The sequence below is a fragment of the Olsenella sp. DNF00959 genome (assembly GCF_001553055.1).
GTDB lineage: Bacteria > Actinomycetota > Coriobacteriia > Coriobacteriales > Atopobiaceae > Olsenella_I > Olsenella_I phocaeensis.
In genome coordinates this window covers 387118-405515 of the sequence record NZ_KQ960133.1, presented here as the reverse complement: position 1 = coordinate 405515, position 18398 = coordinate 387118, and the positions used below count along the sequence as shown (strand labels likewise).

At 66.2% G+C, this 18398-nt stretch carries 17 protein-coding genes and 1 pseudogene; 6 read left to right on the top strand and 12 right to left on the bottom strand.

The genetic code is table 11. The annotated features are described in order from the left end of the window. Positions 1–12 precede the first annotated feature (12 nt). From HMPREF1868_RS09765 to HMPREF1868_RS08745, 3 genes and pseudogenes are all read right to left on the bottom strand, one after another. Positions 13–240: pseudogene (locus HMPREF1868_RS09765) on the bottom strand (aminotransferase class I/II-fold pyridoxal phosphate-dependent enzyme); the annotation flags it as partial. A 259-nt stretch (positions 241–499) separates the two neighbouring features. After that, positions 500–1630, bottom strand: coding sequence for an aminotransferase (locus tag HMPREF1868_RS08750; protein WP_009278524.1), 1131 nt, complete (start codon positions 1628–1630; stop codon positions 500–502). A gap of 126 nt (positions 1631–1756) precedes the next feature. Then, on the bottom strand, positions 1757–2779 hold the full coding sequence (locus HMPREF1868_RS08745) for an ornithine cyclodeaminase family protein (RefSeq protein ID WP_062531700.1): 1023 nt from the start codon (positions 2777–2779) through the stop codon (positions 1757–1759). Positions 2780–2992: 213 nt separating this feature from the next. On the opposite strand from HMPREF1868_RS08745, the gene HMPREF1868_RS08740 reads away from it, so the two are divergent. Both HMPREF1868_RS08740 and HMPREF1868_RS08735 read left to right on the top strand, forming a co-directional pair. Then, positions 2993–4270: a PucR family transcriptional regulator gene (locus tag HMPREF1868_RS08740; protein WP_062531699.1), complete on the top strand. Its 1278-nt coding sequence runs from the start codon at positions 2993–2995 to the stop codon at positions 4268–4270. A 577-nt stretch (positions 4271–4847) separates the two neighbouring features. Beyond that, positions 4848–6059: an NADP-dependent isocitrate dehydrogenase gene (locus HMPREF1868_RS08735; protein WP_062531698.1), complete on the top strand. Its 1212-nt coding sequence runs from the start codon at positions 4848–4850 to the stop codon at positions 6057–6059. Positions 6060–6071: 12 nt separating this feature from the next. Here the strand turns inward: HMPREF1868_RS08735 and HMPREF1868_RS08730 are convergent, their stop codons facing one another. The 6 genes from HMPREF1868_RS08730 to HMPREF1868_RS08705 form a co-directional block, all read right to left on the bottom strand. Next, the gene (locus tag HMPREF1868_RS08730; RefSeq protein WP_062531697.1) at positions 6072–6914 is read right to left on the bottom strand and encodes an ATP-binding cassette domain-containing protein; all 843 of its coding nucleotides are present in this window, start codon (positions 6912–6914) and stop codon (positions 6072–6074) included. Beyond that, positions 6866–7462 carry a hypothetical protein gene (locus HMPREF1868_RS09910; RefSeq protein ID WP_062531696.1) on the bottom strand — a complete coding sequence of 199 codons (597 nt, stop codon included), beginning with the start codon at positions 7460–7462 and terminating at the stop codon, positions 6866–6868. Before HMPREF1868_RS09910 ends, HMPREF1868_RS08730 begins: the two co-directional genes overlap by 49 nt. 33 nt (positions 7463–7495) lie before the next feature. Further along, on the bottom strand, positions 7496–7714 hold the full coding sequence (locus HMPREF1868_RS08720) for a hypothetical protein (protein WP_062531695.1): 219 nt from the start codon (positions 7712–7714) through the stop codon (positions 7496–7498). Then, positions 7708–8628 (bottom strand): hypothetical protein, encoded by a 921-nt coding sequence (locus HMPREF1868_RS08715; RefSeq protein WP_062531694.1) that lies wholly within the window; start codon positions 8626–8628, stop codon positions 7708–7710. Before HMPREF1868_RS08715 ends, HMPREF1868_RS08720 begins: the two co-directional genes overlap by 7 nt. Before the next feature lie 440 nt (positions 8629–9068). Next, complete coding sequence (locus tag HMPREF1868_RS08710; protein WP_062531693.1) at positions 9069–10808, bottom strand: ABC transporter ATP-binding protein; 1740 nt, start codon at positions 10806–10808, stop codon at positions 9069–9071. Between the two features lie 3 nt (positions 10809–10811). Beyond that, the gene (locus HMPREF1868_RS08705; protein ID WP_062531692.1) at positions 10812–12728 is read right to left on the bottom strand and encodes an ABC transporter ATP-binding protein; all 1917 of its coding nucleotides are present in this window, start codon (positions 12726–12728) and stop codon (positions 10812–10814) included. A gap of 251 nt (positions 12729–12979) precedes the next feature. Here HMPREF1868_RS08705 and HMPREF1868_RS08700 point away from each other — a divergent pair, with 251 nt between their 5' ends. Further along, the gene (locus tag HMPREF1868_RS08700) at positions 12980–13930 is read left to right on the top strand and encodes a helix-turn-helix domain-containing protein (protein WP_062531691.1); all 951 of its coding nucleotides are present in this window, start codon (positions 12980–12982) and stop codon (positions 13928–13930) included. A 161-nt stretch (positions 13931–14091) separates the two neighbouring features. On the opposite strand, the gene HMPREF1868_RS08695 is transcribed toward HMPREF1868_RS08700, so the two are convergent. After that, positions 14092–14454, bottom strand: coding sequence for a DUF1304 domain-containing protein (locus tag HMPREF1868_RS08695; RefSeq protein ID WP_040656930.1), 363 nt, complete (start codon positions 14452–14454; stop codon positions 14092–14094). Between the two features lie 235 nt (positions 14455–14689). Here HMPREF1868_RS08695 and HMPREF1868_RS08690 point away from each other — a divergent pair, with 235 nt between their 5' ends. After that, entirely contained in the window at positions 14690–15628 is a 939-nt protein-coding gene (locus HMPREF1868_RS08690) for a 3-hydroxyacyl-CoA dehydrogenase (RefSeq protein WP_062531690.1), read from the top strand. Between the two features lie 195 nt (positions 15629–15823). On the opposite strand, the gene HMPREF1868_RS08685 is transcribed toward HMPREF1868_RS08690, so the two are convergent. Together HMPREF1868_RS08685 and HMPREF1868_RS10060 are read right to left on the bottom strand one after the other, a co-directional pair. Then, positions 15824–16123 carry a GNAT family N-acetyltransferase gene (locus HMPREF1868_RS08685; RefSeq protein WP_062531689.1) on the bottom strand — a complete coding sequence of 100 codons (300 nt, stop codon included), beginning with the start codon at positions 16121–16123 and terminating at the stop codon, positions 15824–15826. Between the two features lie 439 nt (positions 16124–16562). Further along, entirely contained in the window at positions 16563–16763 is a 201-nt protein-coding gene (locus HMPREF1868_RS10060) for a hypothetical protein (RefSeq protein WP_156439451.1), read from the bottom strand. A 138-nt stretch (positions 16764–16901) separates the two neighbouring features. Between HMPREF1868_RS10060 and HMPREF1868_RS08680 the strand changes: the two genes are divergently transcribed. Both HMPREF1868_RS08680 and HMPREF1868_RS08675 read left to right on the top strand, forming a co-directional pair. After that, positions 16902–17432: an HD domain-containing protein gene (locus HMPREF1868_RS08680; RefSeq protein WP_009278510.1), complete on the top strand. Its 531-nt coding sequence runs from the start codon at positions 16902–16904 to the stop codon at positions 17430–17432. Positions 17433–17442: 10 nt separating this feature from the next. Beyond that, complete coding sequence (locus HMPREF1868_RS08675) at positions 17443–18363, top strand: putative ABC transporter permease (RefSeq protein ID WP_062531688.1); 921 nt, start codon at positions 17443–17445, stop codon at positions 18361–18363. Positions 18364–18398 lie beyond the last annotated feature (35 nt).

The window sequence follows — 18398 nt, the reverse complement described above, 5'->3', positions numbered from 1 at the left end:
GCCAATTGTCGCCTACAGCCCCAGTTCGGCCATGACCCCGTCCGTCGCCGCGAGGAAGGCGTCCATCTCGTCCCGCGTACCGATGGTCACGCGCAGCCAGTCGCGCGTGCGCGGTGCGTCGAAGTGGCGGGCCAGGACCCCGCGCTCGCGCAGGCCGGCGTTCCATGCCTTGGCGTCCAAGCCGTCCCTGCGCGCAAAGACGAAGTTGGTGTGCGAGTCGGTGAGCTCGAAGCCGCGCGCACGGCTGGCGAGGGAGACCCGTCTCGTTTGCGTTGAGCTTCACGTAGGTACGGTCGTGTGGCTGCTCTCCCGGGACGTAGGGATGCATCCCCGCGTAGCGCGCGTTGAGAAACGAACTCATGACAGGCCTTCCTCCCAAAGACGGGAATCGATGCTAGAGCAGGACCATCGCAGCGGTCAGCACCACGGCGAGCGTGTCCTGGAGCGAACGGGCCTCGGTAACGAACGGTCCTCGGCGATGTAGCCAGGCATCTCTCGCCTACTCCAGCGTGCGCAGGTAGGCGCTGATCGCGGCGAGGCCCTCACGCAGGTCGTCCACGTTGTCGCTGTAGGCGTAGCCGATGCGCATGCTCCTGGGCTCCTCGAAGCAGTCGCCCGGAGTCACGAGGGCACCCGTCTCCTTGATCATGCCGATGCAGAAGTCGTATGAGTCGACGTCGTAGTCGTAGTAGACCAGCGCCGTGGTGCCCGCCTCGGGCCTCACGACGGAGAGGTGCGGCTCAGACTCCACCCACTCCATCAGCGCGGAGAGGTTCTGGCGCACGATCTTGCGGCTGCGCTCCAGGATCTTGTCCGCGTGCTCGAGCGCGTAGGCGGCCACGGCCTCGTCGAACATGCCGCAGCTGATCAGGTTGTAGTCGCGATGGCTCAGGAGGGCACGCCTGAGCTCGGGGCTCTTGGTGACGCACCAGCCCAGGCGCAGGCCCGCCAACGACCAGACCTTGGACATGGAGCTCGTCACGACGCCCTTGTCGTAGAGGTCGACGACTGACTCCTGGTAGGAGCCGTCCTGCGTGAGCAGGCGATAGACCTCGTCGCAGACCAACCACGCATCGTGCTTGCGGGCCACGGCCACGATCTCTTCGAGCTTCTCCTTCGAGAGCAGGGCACCCGTGGGGTTGTCGGGGTTGTTGATGCAGATGACCTTGACGTCGTCACCACAGAGCTCGTCGAGACGCTCGACGTTGACGTGGTAGCCCTCGTCCTTCTCGAGGTGCAGGATGTCCACCTTGGCGCCGCACATCTCGGGGATGGAATAGAGCTGCTGGTAGGTGGGCATGATCGAGACCACGTGGTCGCCCGGCCCCACCAGGGTGGAGAGCACGAGCGCGTTGGCGCCGGCGGCACCGTGCGTGGGGACGACGTGCTCGGGCGCGACGGTCTTGTACAGCCCGCAGATGCCTTCGAGGAACCTGGGCTGGCCCTCGATGTCGCCGTAGGTCAGGCGGCGGGAGGCGAACTCGTCCATGAACTTCCTGCGGTCACCCCCGCAAATCTCGAAGAGCTGGTCCAGGGTGACCGAGTAGGTGCAAGTCTCGGCCACGTTGTACCTGCACTTGGTCTCCCACTCGTTCATCCACTGCTCGACGGCGAAGTCCTTGATCTCCATGTCGGTTCCTTCCTTCTGCTCGTGCCCCGCCCTGCTTGGACCGTGGCATCACTGCCCCTGCGTTCGTGCGAAGGCGAGAGGAGCGTCCCCTCTCGCCCGTCGAGCTCTCGTACCGCCGCGCCGCCCCTAGAGCTCGACGGTCGTGCCCAGGCCGAGCTCCACCGCGCGGTCGTAGGCCATCTTCGACGCGGCAAGGTCCTGTGCGGCGATGCCCGAGGTGTCGAAGAGGGTGACCTCGTCGTCGGAGGTGCGGCCCTGGGCCCTGCCGACGATGACCTCCCCCAGCTCTGCGACGATGTCTGCCGACGCGATCACGCCCTCCTTGCAGGGGACCTCGAGCTCGCCGGAGGCGACAGACTGCGCGCGGTCGTCGCAGAAGAGGCGGGCGCGAGCCGCGAGCGCGCTCTGGACCTCCTGCTTGCCCTCCATGTCGGCCCCCACGCACGAGAGGTGCGTGCCCGGGCGCACCCAGTCCGCCTGGACGAAGGGCGTCGTCGCCGGCGTGATGGTGACGATGGCGTCTGCCACGCGCACGGCCGCCTCGCCGTCGGCCACGGCCTCGATGGTGGCGTCGCTCGTCAGGCCTGCCGCGGCGAGGAGCGCCTTGGCCTCACGCGCCACCTGCGCCACGCGGGCGACGGGAGCCTCTGCGCTGGTGGGGTCCCACATCTGGACGCAGCCGATCTGGGGGCAGGCGGCGAGCGCCGCGGCGACCTGGAAGCTGCTCTGGTGGCCACAGCCGCAGACCAGGAGCCGACGCGCGTCCTTGCGGGCGAGGTACTTGACGCCCAGGGCACCAGCGGCACCCGTGCGCAGGCCGGTCACCGCGCTGGCGTTGACCAGCGCCAGGGGACGCCCGTCGCGGTCGTCGCAGAGGAGGGTCGTCCCATAGATCTCTGGCTGCCCCTGGGAGGGATTGCCGCTGAACCACGCGGTGAGCTTGAGACCGAAGAGCCCCGCGCCCTTGAGCTCCCCCGAGCGGATGTCCATGTCCGACTCGCCGGGAACGAATTGCTCGTAGACCATGGGCCAGGCGCTTGCCTCGCCCATGGCCTTCTGCCCGTACGCGTCCTCGACCGCATCGAGCGCGTCCTTGATGGTCAGGACCTTCCTGACGTCCTCCGCCGAGAGCACCAACAGCCGTGACATCCGCAACCTCCCCTTCCGGGATTCTCACTCGTATGCCCCAGAGCTTAGCGAGGCGTCAGAGACAGCTCCAAGGGCACTTGTTATGAAAACCTACAACCACTTGAGAAAGGCATTCTCACCACTTATCTCTTTTGGACCTTTCCATCTTGTCTTTCTGTACGTTTTTCCATCTATAGTTGAGAAAAACTGTTGCTTTCAACAAGATTGGTGGCCATGCTCTACACGGTTTCCGACTTCCAGCGCCTCTATGCGGACTCGCTGCGGCTCGTGGCGGGACAAGGCGGGCTCGCGCGCACCATCGATGAGGTGGGGATCCTCGACTACGAGCTCATGCCCGGGCTGCGCGACAAGTACCAGCACAAGAACCTCGCGCCTCGTCAGCTCGTGCTCTCGACCTTCCTCTATGCCAAGGACGACCCCTACCTCATCGGCGAGGCAGTGCGCACGCTGGTCGCCGAGGGCGCGAGCGCGCTGGTCATAAAGAACGCGCTGCACCTGCCCCTGCCGGAGTCAGCCCTGCGCTACGCCAACGCGCGCAACCTCCCCCTCTTCGTCGTCCAGTCGGACGGCTTCTTCTTCGACCAGGTGATCGTGGAGGTGACCGGTCGCATACGCGACCTGGGGTCGGCGTCGTTCGCCGCAAACCAGATCGACCTCGCCCTGCGAGAGGACGCGAGCCCGCGTGAGGTGAGGGAGTGCGCGCTGGCGATCAACCCCTCCTTCGAGGAGCGCGTCGCCTGCCTGTACCTGCGTCTCGACGAGGAGCCTGACCCCCAGGAACTGAGCCGGATCGAGGCCGCCTTCCTTCGCAGCTCGCTCGCAGGGGTGGGCAGCGCCCTGGTCTGCTACCACAGGGGAATCCTCGCAATCGTGACGACGGACCCGGAGGAGAGGATCGACCTCGCCGGTTGCATGGAAGTGCTTCGCTCCGAGGTCCTGGCCGGTGCGGGAGCGTCCGCTGGCGGGCGGCCGCAGCCACTGGGGGTGACGGCAGGCGGGTCGCTGCCGTCAGAAGCGACGCCCGGCAACGGGCGGCCGCAGCCGCTGGGGACGAGCTCCGTCCACCTGGGACTCGAGGACTTTGCCCAGGCGCTCCACGAGGCACTGTGGGCGAGCGCCTTCGCAGGACAGGACGACATGCACGCGGGCAGGAGCCTCCGCTTCGACGCGCTTGGAGTTGAGAAGGCCCTGCTTCCCTTTGTGGGAAGCAGCCAGATGGCGGGTTACTCTCACTCGCTGATGGAGCCCCTGAAGGAGTTTGACGCCGCCCACGAGGGGCAGCTCATGGCCACGCTCGCCTGCTTCCTGAGGGAGGGGCAGAGCGTGGGCCGTTGCGCTCAGGCGCTGGGACAGCACCAGAACACGATACGCTATCGACTCGACCGGATTGCCCAGGTGACGGGACTCTCGCCCCGGAAGTCGGAGCAGATGGAGCAGCTCGCGCTCGCCTGGCGCGTCATGCGCTGCCGAGAGGTGCTGGGCCTGGACTGAGGATGCGGCGCCTCTCGCCCGCCGAACCATTGCCAACCACCCACTTTGCGGTCCTTGCGCGGGAAGCTTGGTGTGGGTTGGAGATGTACCGCGGGAAGCGCGATGTGGGTTGGAGATGCGTCGCCGCAAGCGAGATGTGGGTCGTTTCTCACCTGCACGACCACCGTGAACCACCCACTTCGGCACTCCCGCGCGAAAAGGTCGAAGTGGGTGGACAAGCTGCCATGGCAGGCGAGAAATGAGTGAATTCTCACCCGCACGCACCTCGTGAACCACCCACTTTGCGGTCCTCGCGCGGGAGGGGCGAAGTGGGTGAGAGGAACCGCCGCCGCAATCCCGAAGTGGGCGATTGAGACGGCACCGCGGGCGAGGAGCGAGCGGATTCTCGCTCGAGTCCACCGCAACCGACCCCTCATCCCATTGCTACCATCGCGCAACGTCACCGCCGCACGCCGCGACCCTCTCCCCCGCTGCGGCTACACTGGGAAGCAGCCCGCACGCGAGGGCGCTCGCAACCCCTGCCCCGCCCCTCGCCCGGAACCATCACAGCCCACGCGCGAAGCCCCCGGAGGCAGACATGTCCAAGATCCGCATGACCACCCCCCTCGTAGAGATGGACGGCGACGAGATGACCCGCATCATCTGGCAGATGATCAAGGACGACCTGATCCTGCCCTTCGTGGACCTCAAGACCGAGTACTTTGACCTCGGCCTCAGGAACCGCGACCTCACGGACGACCAGGTGACCATCGACTCCGCCGAGGCCACCAAGCGCCTGGGCGTGGCCGTGAAGTGCGCCACCATCACCCCCAACGCCCAGCGCGTCGAGGAATACGGCCTCAAGAGGATGTGGAAGAGCCCCAACGGCACCATCCGTGCCATGCTGGACGGCACCGTGTTCCGCGCGCCCATCGTGGTGCGCGGCATCGAGCCAGTCGTCCGCAGCTGGAAGCGCCCCATCACCATCGCCCGCCATGCCTACGGTGACGTCTACAAGAACGCCGAGGTCCGCGTGCCCGGGACCGGCCGCGCCGAGCTCGTCTTCACCGCCGCCGACGGCAACCAGACCCGCGAGCTCATCCACGAGTTCGAGGGGCCCGGCGTGATCCAGGGCATGCACAACCTGGACTCCTCCATCACGAGCTTCGCCCGCAGTTGCTTCGAGTACGCGCTAAGCACCAAACAGGACCTGTGGTTCGCCACCAAGGACACCATCAGCAAGACCTACGACCACCGCTTCAAGGACGTCTTCGCCGAGCTCTATGAGGACGAGTACCGCACGCGCTTCGAGGCGGCGGGCATCGAGTACTTCTACACCCTGATCGACGACGCCGTCGCACGAGTCATGAAGGCCGAGGGTGGCTTCATCTGGGCCTGCAAGAACTACGACGGGGACGTGATGAGCGACATGCTCTCCAGTGCCTTCGGAAGCCTTGCCATGATGACGTCCGTGCTGGTCAGCCCCCACGGCTACTACGAGTACGAGGCCGCCCACGGCACCGTGCAGCGCCACTACTACAAGCATCTGGCAGGCGAGAGGACCTCGACCAACTCGGTCGCGACGATCTTCGCCTGGAGCGGGGCGCTGCGCAAGCGCGGCGAGCTGGACGGGCTGGACGGGCTCTGTGGCTTTGCCGACCGCCTGGAGGCGGCCACCATCGAGACCATCGAGGCAGGCCAGATGACGGGCGACCTCGCACGCATCACGAGCCTGCCCGAGCCCGTCACGATGGACACCGAGGAGTTCATCTTCGCCGTGGCCGAGAGGCTGCGGGGGCTGCAGGAGTAGGGGTTCTGCGGCCTATGCCGCCACCAGGCGTTTCTCTCTAATCCACACCGATCGGCCGCAGATGTCTGCGACGAGGTCGCTGTGCGTGGCAACGACGACGCGCACGCCCTCGGACTGCAGGTCGACGAGCAGGTCTAATATGACACGCTCCGTCTCCTCGTCCAGCGAACCCGTTGGCTCGTCCGCAAGCAGGATCCGCGGCCTCCTCACGAGGGTCTGGACCAATGCCACGCGCTGGGTTTCGCCACCAGACAACCTTCCTGCCCTCTTGCGCTGATAGAGCGGGAGCCCCACGCGCTCCAGCAGGAGCCCCGCCTCCTCCACGGCATGGCTGGCATGAGACAGTCCGAGCAGCACGTTGTCCAGCATGCTGCGGTCGGTCAGAAGACGCGGAACCTGGGTGACGTAGCCAATGGTGCCCTGGCGTATCCGCACCAGCTCCCTGACGCTCTTCGGCAGCAAGATGCCATCAAGGCGGTACTCGCCATCGTAATCGGCGTCTAGGCCAGCCAACATGCGCAACAGCGTGGTCTTCCCCGCACCGCTGCGCCCGCGGATAGCCACGCTCGAGCCAAGGTGCCACAGGGCCGCATCTCGCCTCTCCCTTTGCGACGAGAGCTGCCACGAGACCACCGTCGCAAGCCCCAGGAGCACTGCCGCGAGGAGTGCCAGCGTGCAGACGACCAGGGACACGTTTGACAGCACGAGGTTTCTAATGAGCCTGAACTGGATGAGGTACTCCGGTGTGCCAAGCAACGCATAGCTCGTGAAGCCCGTCCTCTGGCCGATGAGCGCAAGCTCGTTGGCTACGGAATCGGGCGAAGAGCCCTCGTCCAGGGCGATGTCGCCCGACACCAGGCAAAGGCGAGTGCTCTGTTGAAGTCCTCGGGGTCGCCCACTCCCCTTTTTACCGAGTCGAGTCTGAGGGGATAGGGGATGACCACCATCTCGTCCAACGAGTAATTGAAGTCTCCCTTGTAGAAGACGGCCGAGCACTCCTCGAGGAAGCCGACGACCTCAAAGGTGAGAGGCCTCATATAGAACCGGGCATCGATCCTATCGCCCACCTTATACAGACGAGAGTACCCAGAGCCCAGCACCACCGGCTGGCACGTATCGGCCTCGTAGGTCACGGTGGCCCAATCGACCTTGCCAGAGCCGTCCGCAAGGCGAAGGCCATAGAAGTCCCACGCGTTCTTGTCCAGTTGGACTGCAGGGACGTCGTAGGCCAGCCCGCCAAGGATCTTGTCCTCGTACGGACAGGGATCCCAGCTCCACCCAAACGCAACCACGGCAAAATCGCGAATCGGCTCCGAATGCCTGACGGCGATGGGCTGCCCGAATATGGACAGATACGTGCCGCCCGACAGGTCATGGGACAGGGCGTCGTAGAAGTCTTGCACGCGTCCGATCCCGTCGAGGTCACCCTTGTAGCCCTAGAACTCGACCATCCCGAGCGTGTCCGTTATCGACACGAACTCATGCTCGGCACCATCCCGCAAGCTCGTCTTGAACAACCCGACGGCAGAGGCGGAGAACGACGCGAGGCAATAGGTGACCGCCAAGAGGGTGCCAAGAAGGACGCTCCTCGCCATGCGCAGGAACAATCCCAGACGCAGGTCATAGAGCAGCTCGCACACGAAGGCCCTCACCATGGCAGAGCCGCTTTAGACGAGACGCAGAAGGAGGCTGCAAAGACCATGCAGACGGCGAGGGCGGGAGCCAGTGCGGCTACGTCCCTCCCCGAGACGCGCATCACAGGCAGCAAGACGACCGCCAAGGCCGCGAGGCAGCACATGAGCAAGGTCCCCACGACCTGGAGAAGAACCCTCCGCCAAGACACGCCCAAGACGATGCACGAACGCACCCATGGCGCTACGAAGCGCGCCATGGGTGCGCCCGCCACGACGGAGCCAAGGAACTCTCCCACGACGCCAAGCCGAATCAGAACCGGCGAGATGACGTCGACGTTCGTGCGGTCGGAGGCTCCGGCCGCCATCGGCGCGACCCTCACGTCCGGAGCAATCTCCCTCAGTCGCCTTACCGCCCTCGCCCCATCGATGACAACCGTCCCGCCGACGCCGCTCCTTGCGAAGACCTCCTCGTCGGCAATGAGGACGGAGCGGTCAAGGAGCGACTCGCTTCCCATGCCGAGCCGTCCCACCAGGGAAAACCGCTCAAATCCAAAGAGGACGAACTGGCTCCCGCCAATCGTCGTGGCGCCCACCCTGTTTCCCGCCACTGCGGAATGGGCTGCCAGTGGCTTCGTCTGGCTGCCGAGCGGATGCGGGTAGTCAAAGGATTCGGGATGCGCGGCGACGAACGCACGCACGATGCCGAAGTCGTCCAGGTCGACGAACGCACGCGCGTCTCCGCCAATCTCGTGCACGAGCCGGACGGCGGTTGCGGGAGTGACATCGACCCGCAGGGCAGACGTGGAGCAGAGGCTTCTTCCCTCGAGGCTCAGCTGCCGCTGCACGACCCAATAGACATAGAGGGAGGTCGAACCCAGCATGAGCAGAGACAGCACGAACGCGAGCAAGGCGACGCGCGGTTTGGTCAGCGGCATATGTGTTACCCGACAAGAACGGGCCCGCCTTTCATGGGCGGGCCAGCTTCAATAAAGCTGCTTTTCATAATAAGTTGATTTACGTATATACAATCTACCTAATTTTAAAGATATTTTCAATTTTCTACTTAAGCAAATGGGTTTTCAAACTGTACGTGGCCAATCGTTCGTCGGCATATTTCTTGGGAGGAAGTGCCGACAAACCGAATGCCGAAGCCGGGTTCGCGTCGCAACCGACGGGTTGTCGGCACTTCTGCCTTGGCAAAGCACCGACAAATCGGCCCGGGAGAAGGACTCCCCCCTCCCGGGCCGACGCGTCGCTACCAATTTGCACTAGCCTTCCGCCCAGGCAAGCCGTCGAGCATGGCACCTATCAGACCGGCAGGCCGGACGCCCGCCACGACGCCGGCCCACCGCGACGCCCGGCCCGTCCCTCTCGCCTAGATGGCCCAGCCCTCGCTCTGCCGCTGCAGGCTCACCATGTGGGCAAACGTACCACCCGCCGCCAGCAGGTCCTGGGGCCTCCCCTGCTCGCTCACGCGGCCGCCCTCCAGCACCACGACCTTGTCCGCATTGGACACGGTGCGCATGCGGTGCGCGATCACCAGCGTGGTCTTGCCCCTGAGCAGGGTCGAGAGCGCCCTCTGGACCTTGGTCTCGTTCTCCACGTCGAGCGACGCCGTCGCCTCGTCCAAAAGCACGATCGGCGCGCCCTTGAGCATGGCGCGGGCGATGGAGATGCGCTGGCGCTCGCCGCCGGAGAGACGGCTGCCGTTCTCGCCGATCATCGTGCCGTACCCCTGCGGCAGCCTGTCCACGAACTCGTCGCAGTTGGCCGCGCGCGCCGCAGAGAGGACCTCCTCGTCGGTGGCCCCGCGGCGTCCCAGGCGGATGTTCTCCATCACCGTGTCGTCGAAGAGCATGACGTCCTGGAACACGACGGAGCAGTGCCCGTAGAGCGTCTCGGGGTCGACCGTGGACACGTCGACGCCGCCCACCCTCACGGCACCGGAGTCGGCGTCCCACAGGCGGGCAACCAGGCGCGCGCAGGTGGACTTGCCGGAGCCCGAGGGCCCGACCAGCGCCGTGACCTCGCCCTCGCGCGCGATGAAGCTCACGTCGTCCAGCACGCTCTCCGCGCCGTCGCCGTAGCGGAACGCCACGTGGTCGAACTCGATGTCATGCCCTGCGGGCGAGAAGTCCTCGCTGCCCGTGGCGAGCGGCTCGTCAAAGAAGCGGCGGAGCCTGTCGGACGAGACCTTTGAGGCGAGCAGCTCGTACACCAGCGCGAGCGACTGGTCGAACGGCGCATAGATGCGCGAGATCGCCAGAAGGAACATGAAGAGGGTCAGGAAGTCGGTGCCGCCCGAGGCAATCAGCATGGCGCCCACGAGGATCGTGGTGGCGATTCCCAGGCGCAGGGTGATCGAGCACCCGTTCACGAAGACGCCGCCCGCGAGCTCGGACCTGAGGTTCGCCGCCTCGGACTCGTCGACCTTCCGGTTGACGGAGCGGAGGTAGCCGTCCACCTGGTTGGTGGCGTGGACCTCGCGCACGCTGTCGAGCATCTCCTGGATGGCGTCGGAGACCTCGACCCCCTTCTGGCGACCGACCACCTGCAGGGGGCGCACCCAGCGCTGCGAGGCGAAGAGCAACCAGAACGCGACGGGCACGGTCCAGAGCGCCGCGATGGCCAGCTGCCAGTTGAAGGCGAGGAGGCCCACCGCGACGATCGCCGTCGAGACGAACGAGCCATAGAGGTAGCCCAGCACGTGCGACCACACGTGCTCCAGCTTGTCCACGTCGCCCATGACCGTCTCGGTCAGGTCCGCCAGGTCATGGCTGCCGAAGAACGAGAGCGGCAGCTTGCGCAGGCGCTCGGCGAGCGAGATGCGGATCTTGGACACCTCGTCGTACACGGTGCCGTAGGTGTTGTTGTACTGCTGCATGTGCGTGACGAACGAGAGCACGAAGAAGGCGAGGCAGCCCACGAGGTAGGGAATGGCCGACGGAAGGCCCGCCTGGCCCTGGTAGGCCGCCATGAGGTCGCGCATGAGGAAGTAGAGCAGGCTCATGCTGGACATGACCACGAGGTTCACGACCACGGTCCAGAAGATCCCCTTTTTCACGTTTGCCGCCCCCTGCTCGGAGAGGCCGTGGCGCTTCTGAAGGTCGAACATCTCCTACGCCTCCCTTCCGGTGGCTGCGGCGTCCGCGCCTGCGGCCGTCCCTCTCGCTGACGGCGCGGCCCCGGAGGACCCGCCCCGCGACCCCGCTATCTTCCAGTCGACGGCCGTCTGGTAGTCGGCCCACATGCGCGCGTACAGGCCGCCTGCGGCCACCAGCTGATCGTGCGTGCCCCTCTCCACCACATGACCTGCGTCGAGCACCACGATCTGGTCGGCGCCCCTCACCGTCGAGAGGCGATGCGCCACTATGAGCACCGTGCGACCCTTGGCGAGACGCGCCAGCGCGCGCTGGATGAGAGCCTCGTTCTCGGGGTCGGCGAAGGCGGTCGCCTCGTCCAGGACCACGATGGGAGAGTCCTTGAGGATCGCGCGGGCGAGCGCGATGCGCTGGACCTCTCCGCCGGAGAGGTACGTACCGCCCGTGCCTATGAACTCGTCGACCCCGTGGGGCATCTTGGCGACGATGTCGGAGCACTGGGCCGCCTCGAGCGCGGCGAGCGCCTGCTCGCGCGTGGCGCCCGGCCGTGCGGCGCGGACGTTGTCCAGGATGGTCCCCTTGAACAGGCGGTCGTTCTGGAACACGAACGCGACCTGATCCATGAGCTCGTGCTGGGCGATCTGGCGCACGTCGACGCCGCCCACGCGCACCGCGCCGGAGCCGACGTCCCAGAAGCGGGGGACCAGGCTCGCGGCCGTGGTCTTGCCGCCGCCGGAGGGGCCGACGAGCGCCACGGTGGAGCCGGAGGGGACCTCGAGGCTCACGTGGTCGAGGGCGGGCGTGGCCGCACCCTCGTAGGAGAAGGACACGTCGTCGAAGGCTATGGAGGCGTCCGCCGGGTGGCGGGGCTCGGCGGGCTCCGCGAGCGTCGGCGCCGCGAGGACGCCGGAGATGCGGCTCATGGCATTGCCCGCCTGCTGCGTGTAGGCGGCGACGAACATCAGGCGCTGCAGCGCGGTGGATATGACGGCCGAGAAGATCGCATAGAACGCGTAGTCGGTGAGGAACTTCGCCCAGTCGGTGACGCCGGGGGCGATGAGCAGCACCGCCGGAACCAGCAGGACGACCACGCCGTCCACGAAGGTGAGGTTGAGCGACTGCGGGACGCGGCAGAGCGTCACGGAGTACTCGTGCGCCATGTCCCCGTAGTCCTTGATGGCGTCGTGGAACGCCTTGAAGGAGTAGACGGTCTGCTGGAACACCTTGACCACGGGGATGCCGCGCACGTACTCCGTCCCGGCCTTGTTCATGCGGTCCATGGCGGCCTGGTACTTGTTCATGTAGTCCATGCGGTCGCCGCTCATCATGCTCATGAGGCAGCCGACCGAGATGACGGCGGCGAGCAGGCAGGCGAGGCCCATGCGCCAGTCGAACACGAAGAGCATCACGAGCATGCCCACGACCATGGCCACGGTACCGCCCATGTCGGGCAGCTGGTGGGCGAGGAGGGTCTCGGTCAGGCCCACGGAGCCGTCGATGATGCGGCGTATCTCGCCGGACGCGTGCGTGTCGAAGTAGCCCAGCGGCACGCGCATGAGGTGCTCGGCGCAGGCCTTGCGCATGTTGCTCGCGGTGCGGAACGCAGCAATGTGCGTGCACATGAGGGCGCCGAAGTAGACCAGGATGCCCACCATCGCCGTGACGAAGGCGACCCATCCGTAGGTCGAGAGGCTGGTCGCGGCCGACCAGTCGGGAGCGACCGCGACGAGGTCGCGGACGACCAGCCAGATGCAGACGTAGGGCACGAAGCCCAGCAGCATCGACACCGCCGAGAGCACTATGCCCAGGTAGGTGAAGCGTCTGTGCCCTCCCGCGAAGCTCAGGATCTGGGACAGGCCGCCGCCCTGCCGCGACGCGCCGCCCCTCTCCCGTGCCTGGGAGGACTTGCCCCCCTCGGCCTTCTTCTCTTCCATGAGAACCTCCTTGCTCGCCCGGGCGGGCCCCTGCGGCACCGTGCGCCGGGCAACGGGCACCAGGCGTCGGACGCCGGGCGCGGTCGCGCCGGCTCCCCGGATCACAAACAGTTAGTTTGAGTAAACTGTATTTTGCAGGTGAGGGGGAGGTCGCCCGCCACATGCGGAAGAAATCGAAAGTGCGGGACGGCGGGCGGCGACGCTGGCGTGGATGCGAGCCAGCAGTGACGAAGCACGGGAAGAAGGCGAGAATGGACCAGAGCCTGAGGCAGCTCTTCGAGCCACAGCTGGCCCAGATGCATGCGCGGAGTTGCCATCACTGCTCCGACGGCCTGGTTGCCGAGGCGTACGACGGCTGGAGCCGCGGACGCATGGCGAACGTCTCCCCCACCGAGGGCTGCCTGGTGAACTTCCTCGACCTCGTCGTGAGCGAGGACTACGTGCTCAGGGAGTACCCCATCGAGTCGATCTGCCTCTGCGTGGGGTCGCGCGACTCGGCTGCGTACTCGCCTGTCTCCATCACCAATCTTCGCGCGTCAGGGAACGTGGCCGCGTTCTCGCAGGACCCGGGCGAGACCAAGTCGTTCCTCGGCAGGGGCGAGCGGATCCGCTCCACGAGCCTCTGCCTCACGCCCGACTTCTTCAGGCGCAACGCCGCCATCTACGGGCGCGACTTCTCGTCGGTGAAGGACGAGCTGTCGCTTCTCGACCCCAATGACGTGAACGAAGAGCTGAGGGGACTCTTGGCGCGCATGGGCACGTGGAGGCTGGGCCGCACCGACCAGCGACCGACCTTCGAACGAGACGTCCATGAGGAGGTCGGAAGGTTCCTGAGCTGGGCGGACGAGACGGTCTCTGCCCAGTCCGGAGGGCTCTCGTGGGAGGACCTCTCCCTCGTCCGAGAGGCCCGACGCATCATAGACACCGCACCCTCCGGGCCGCCCTCCGTGGAGCAGATCGCCCGTGCCACCCACTGTGGCCACACCCGCCTCTGTGCCGTGTTCAAGCACGTCACAGGACAGACGCTGGGCAACTATGCGCGCTGCTCGAGGATGCGCCGGGCGCGCAGCCTCCTTGCCGAGGGCCGCATGCCCGTGGCGGAGGTCGCCCGCGCGGTGGGCTACTCCACCCCGGCAGCGTTCTCAAGCGCGTTCAGGAGGGAGACGGGCCTCTCCCCCACCGCCTGGCGCGCACGAGCATGACCTCGCGGTGCCGCTCGCCGCGCTGGCGGTCGACCCCACCGCCTGGCGTGCGCGGGCATGACGCCAATTCGTCTCCAGCGGAGGCGAGGCGTGCGCCCGCCACCCGGCATGCACGGGCCCAAACGCGAGACTCTGCCGCAACGGCAGCTCGCCCCTCTCCCCTAGAGCAGGGCCAGGGTCACGAGGGCGACCATCGCCAGGCCGCCCTGCTTCCAGATGATGGAGCGGCTGCTGGTCATGCCGCCATAGATGGCCACGAGGACCACCAGGACCAGGAGCATGCCCACGACCTCGCGGGGGCTTCCGCTGAGGAAGGTGCCCCAGAGGATGGCCAGGCCGATGAGGCCGTTGTAGACGCCCTGGTTCTTGAAGAGGGTGCTCACGGTCTTGCCCTCGAGCTCGCCCACTGGGATCGAGAAGACGCGACTCGTGGACTCCGATGCCGTGGCGAAGGTCTCGAGGTACATGATGTAGAGAAACTCCAGGCCCACGAGGGTGGCCAGGGTGGTGGTGACGATGCTCATGACGAACCCCAAACGATTCGTGGCCGCAGGACGCATCCCGGACCTTCTGCAATGCCTTCGTACCTTGGCCTTGTACCCAACGACCACCCGCCACGGACCAAATAAATTCGCATTGTGTGGCATTTCGGCGTGTTAGTGGGAATACTGCGCCTAACGGTAGCGCCCCAGGCGCGCCAACCCCCTGCCGCAGCCAATGGCGCTGCGCGCAACAAGACACTCCGAAGGGAGAACCAACATGAACTTCAAGAAAGTCGTAGTCGCCGGTGGCGGCGTCCTTGGCAGCCAGATCGCCTTCCAGACCGCGTTCCGCGGCTTCGACGTCACCGTGTGGCTGAGGAGCGATGCCTCCATCGAGCGCGCCAAGCCCAAGTTCGAGCGGCTGCGCGACATCTACCTGCAGACCCTTGAGGCATCCAAGACCAACCCCGCCGCGTGGGCCCGCGGCTTCGCGGACGAGAAGCCCGACGACGCCGGCATCGACGCCCTCAAGGAGCAGGTGCTCAAGGCCTACGAGGGCCTGAGGCTCACCACCAGCTACGCCGAGGCCGCCGAGGACGCGGACCTCGTGATCGAGTCCATCGCCGAGGACCCCGCGCAGAAGACCGCCTTCTACCAGGAGCTGGCCAAGCACCTGCCCGAGAAGACCGTCATCGCCACCAACTCCTCGACCATGCTGCCCAGCAGCTTCGCCGAGGCAACCGGCCGTCCCGCCAAGTACCTGGCCCTGCACTTCGCCAACGAGATCTGGCGCAACAACACCGGCGAGGTCATGGGCCATGCCGGCACCGAGCAGGAGTACTACGACATGGTCGTCGAGTTCGCCGAGGCCATAGGCATGGTGCCCCTGCAGCTCCACAAGGAGCAGCCCGGCTACATCCTGAACTCGATGCTCGTACCCTTCCTCAACGCCTCGCAGGCGCTGTGGGCAAACGACGTGGCCGACCCCGAGACCATCGACAAGACCTGGCAGCTGGGCACCGGCGCGCCCGCCGGCCCCTTCCGCATCCTGGACATCGTGGGCCTGACCACCGCGTACAACATTGCGGTCATGGACCCGCGCGCCAAGGACCCCTCGACCATCCAGGGCAAGATCGCCGCCAAGCTCAAGGAGAAGATCGACGCAGGCGAGACGGGCGTCAACGCCGGCAAGGGCTTCTACGATTACCGCAAGTAGAGCTCGATAGTAGGTATCGCGGGGCAGGTCGTGGCTGATGAACGACAGGAGCCTGCCCGTAAACGCGGCGCGCCCGCAGCTGGATTCGGCTGCGGGCGCGCCTCTTCGTGCGCATGCGGTTGGACTGATGCGAGAAGGCGGGTTCCTCTCGCCTGCCCTAACGAGGTGCAGGTCCCTCACCTGCTGAGAGCGAGACTACTTTGCCGGCTCGGCTGCAGGAGGCTCCACGAGGATGTCGGCATATTCCGGGTGCTTCTGGAACCAGCGGATGGCGTAGGAGCAGGTCGCACGGGCCTTCTTGCCCGCAAAGCGCACGTGACGGACGGCCTGGCCCATGAGGCGGCCTGCCATGCCACTGCCGCGCTCGCTGGGCGCGACGTAGGTGTGGTTGAAGTTCAGGATACCGTCCTCGTCCTCGGGAAACGAGACCTCACCTAGCACGTCGCCGTAGTCTCCCACGAAGCTGAGCTTGTCGTCATCGGTCTGCATGTTCATGCCAGACTCCCTTCTGCTGGTGGCCTGCGCCGCTACCCACACCGCATGGAGCGGAGGGGCGGGCGGTTCGAGTTATGTAAAGCTATGTACCCAATGGCGCGACATGGGAGCCGTTGGGATTCGGCGAGCGTGCACGCTGGGCGAGCGCCTCTGCGAACGCCACTCTCATTCGTGTGCCGCTGAGCACGCCCCTCTCACCCGCACGCCGATGCGCACGTCTAGCGATGCACACGCCTATCTCCTACGCGAAAGCGTCCAATGCGTCTATCTCCTGTACGAAAACGTCCGACGCGTCTGGCTCCCGCGCGAAAGCGTCCAACGCGTCTAGAGACAAAAACTGACCTGGGGTTTTGCTGTCGATTAGACGCGTTGGACGTTCTCGACGATTCGGTGGACGCGTTTGGCGCTATCGATGACGCGGCAGACGCATTGGGCGTTGTCAGTAGATGCCGCAGCCGTCGCGCACGCCGTTGCGCACAATTGGCTCGGCGAACACGCTGTTGCGCACGCGACAGGCAGCGAGCACGCTGTTGCGCACATGCACGGCTCCCAGCATCTGGACAAATGCAATCACACGTGTGCGTTCGCGCGTGTTGGATGACACCAGCGTGCGCTTGCGCGTGTTGGGCGCCGACGGCACGCGTTCGCTCGCGCTGGGGCCGTCGCCCCGCCACTTGCGCATTCGGCGGAATCGGGTCGAAGGCGCCGCCACGACACCGCGGCGGGCAGATAATGGCACCCGTCATATGCAGACAACGCCAGCAGCAAGGACCATCGCATGCCCTCCAGCGTCCCACGAAAGCCTATCAGCCCCAGCTCGCGGAGCATGGACCTCGTCCGCCGACACTGCCAGGACATCCTCGACTCCGAGGGCATGCGCATCGAGCGGCGCTGCATCCAGCACGGCACCACCACCGTCTTCGCCCACTCGCTCTCCGTCACCCGGCAGTGCGTGCGCCTCGCGCGCAGCTGGCGAATCCCCGTGGACGAGCGCGCCCTCCTGCGCGGCGCCCTCCTCCACGACTACTTCCTCTACGACTGGCACGACCCCGACCCCAGCCACAGGCTCCACGGCTTCAGGCACCCTGGCTTTGCCTGCGCCAACGCCATCCGCGACTTTGGCATCGGCCCCATCGAGCAGAACATGGTCCGCAGGCACATGTTCCCCCTCACACCCATGCCGCCCAGCTGCCGCGAGGCAGCGCTTCTCTGCCTTGCAGACAAGATGGTCGCCACGTCCGAGACCCTCGACGGCTTCTGGCTGCGCCTGCGCGCGGGCCTCGGCGCCTCCGTCCGCGACGACGCCTAGGAGGCACGCCTTGCCACATGCCATCCATCAGCTCATGGTTGCCTGGACCTACTTCTTCTTCTACTGCGTCGGAGGTTGGGTGGTGGAGAGCACCTACTGCTCCGTCGCAGAGCGCCACTTCATCAACCGTGGCTTCCTCAATGGACCCTACCTGCCCATCTACGGCTGCGGCGGCATCGCCTCCGCCCTGCTGCTCTCGCGGATTGGCAGTCCGCTCGGAGTGTTTCTCACGGGCGGCGCGCTCAGCTGCCTCCTCGAGTACGTCACCTCGTACGTGATGGAGAGGATGTACCACGCACGCTGGTGGGACTACTCCGACAAACCTCTCAACCTGCAGGGACGCATCTGGGCGGGGGGCTTCCTGCAGTTTGGCTGCTGCTGCCTGCTGGTCACCTACGTCTCGCAGCCGCCCCTCGCGGTAGCCGTCGCCTCGCTCAGTGGCACGCAGCTCGCAGCGCTCTCGTGCTTGAGCGCGACGCTCATGCTCTCTGACCTCGTGGTGACCCACGTGGGCATCGCCGGCCTGCGCGCGAAGATGGACTCCCTCAAGCAGGAGACCGCCGCGCGCCTGGATTCCGTGCGAGAGCTGCTCCCCTCCCGCCCCGAGCTCGCCCGCGTGAAGGACTGGAGCCAGGTCATGGAGGCCTCGCTCAGACGTCGTCTCGCCGGGGCGCGCGACAGGCTGCGCGAGGCAACGCCGGAGCTTCGCGGCATGCCCAACCTGCCACAGGTACCCTCACTCGACGAGCTCGCCTCGAGCTTCTCCTCTCGCCTGACCGACCAGGAGCTTCGACTCCTCAGGGCCTTCCCGTCGCTCAGGCCCAGCGACTACCGGCGCGTCTTCGACGAGTACTACCAGAAGGTGCAGGGCATGGCACGAGCGACCGCCGAACGCGTCCACGACGCCGTGGAGGAGCGCCGGGGAGAGTAGCCCCCGCACTCGGCTACGGCCGGCAGCCAGCGCGG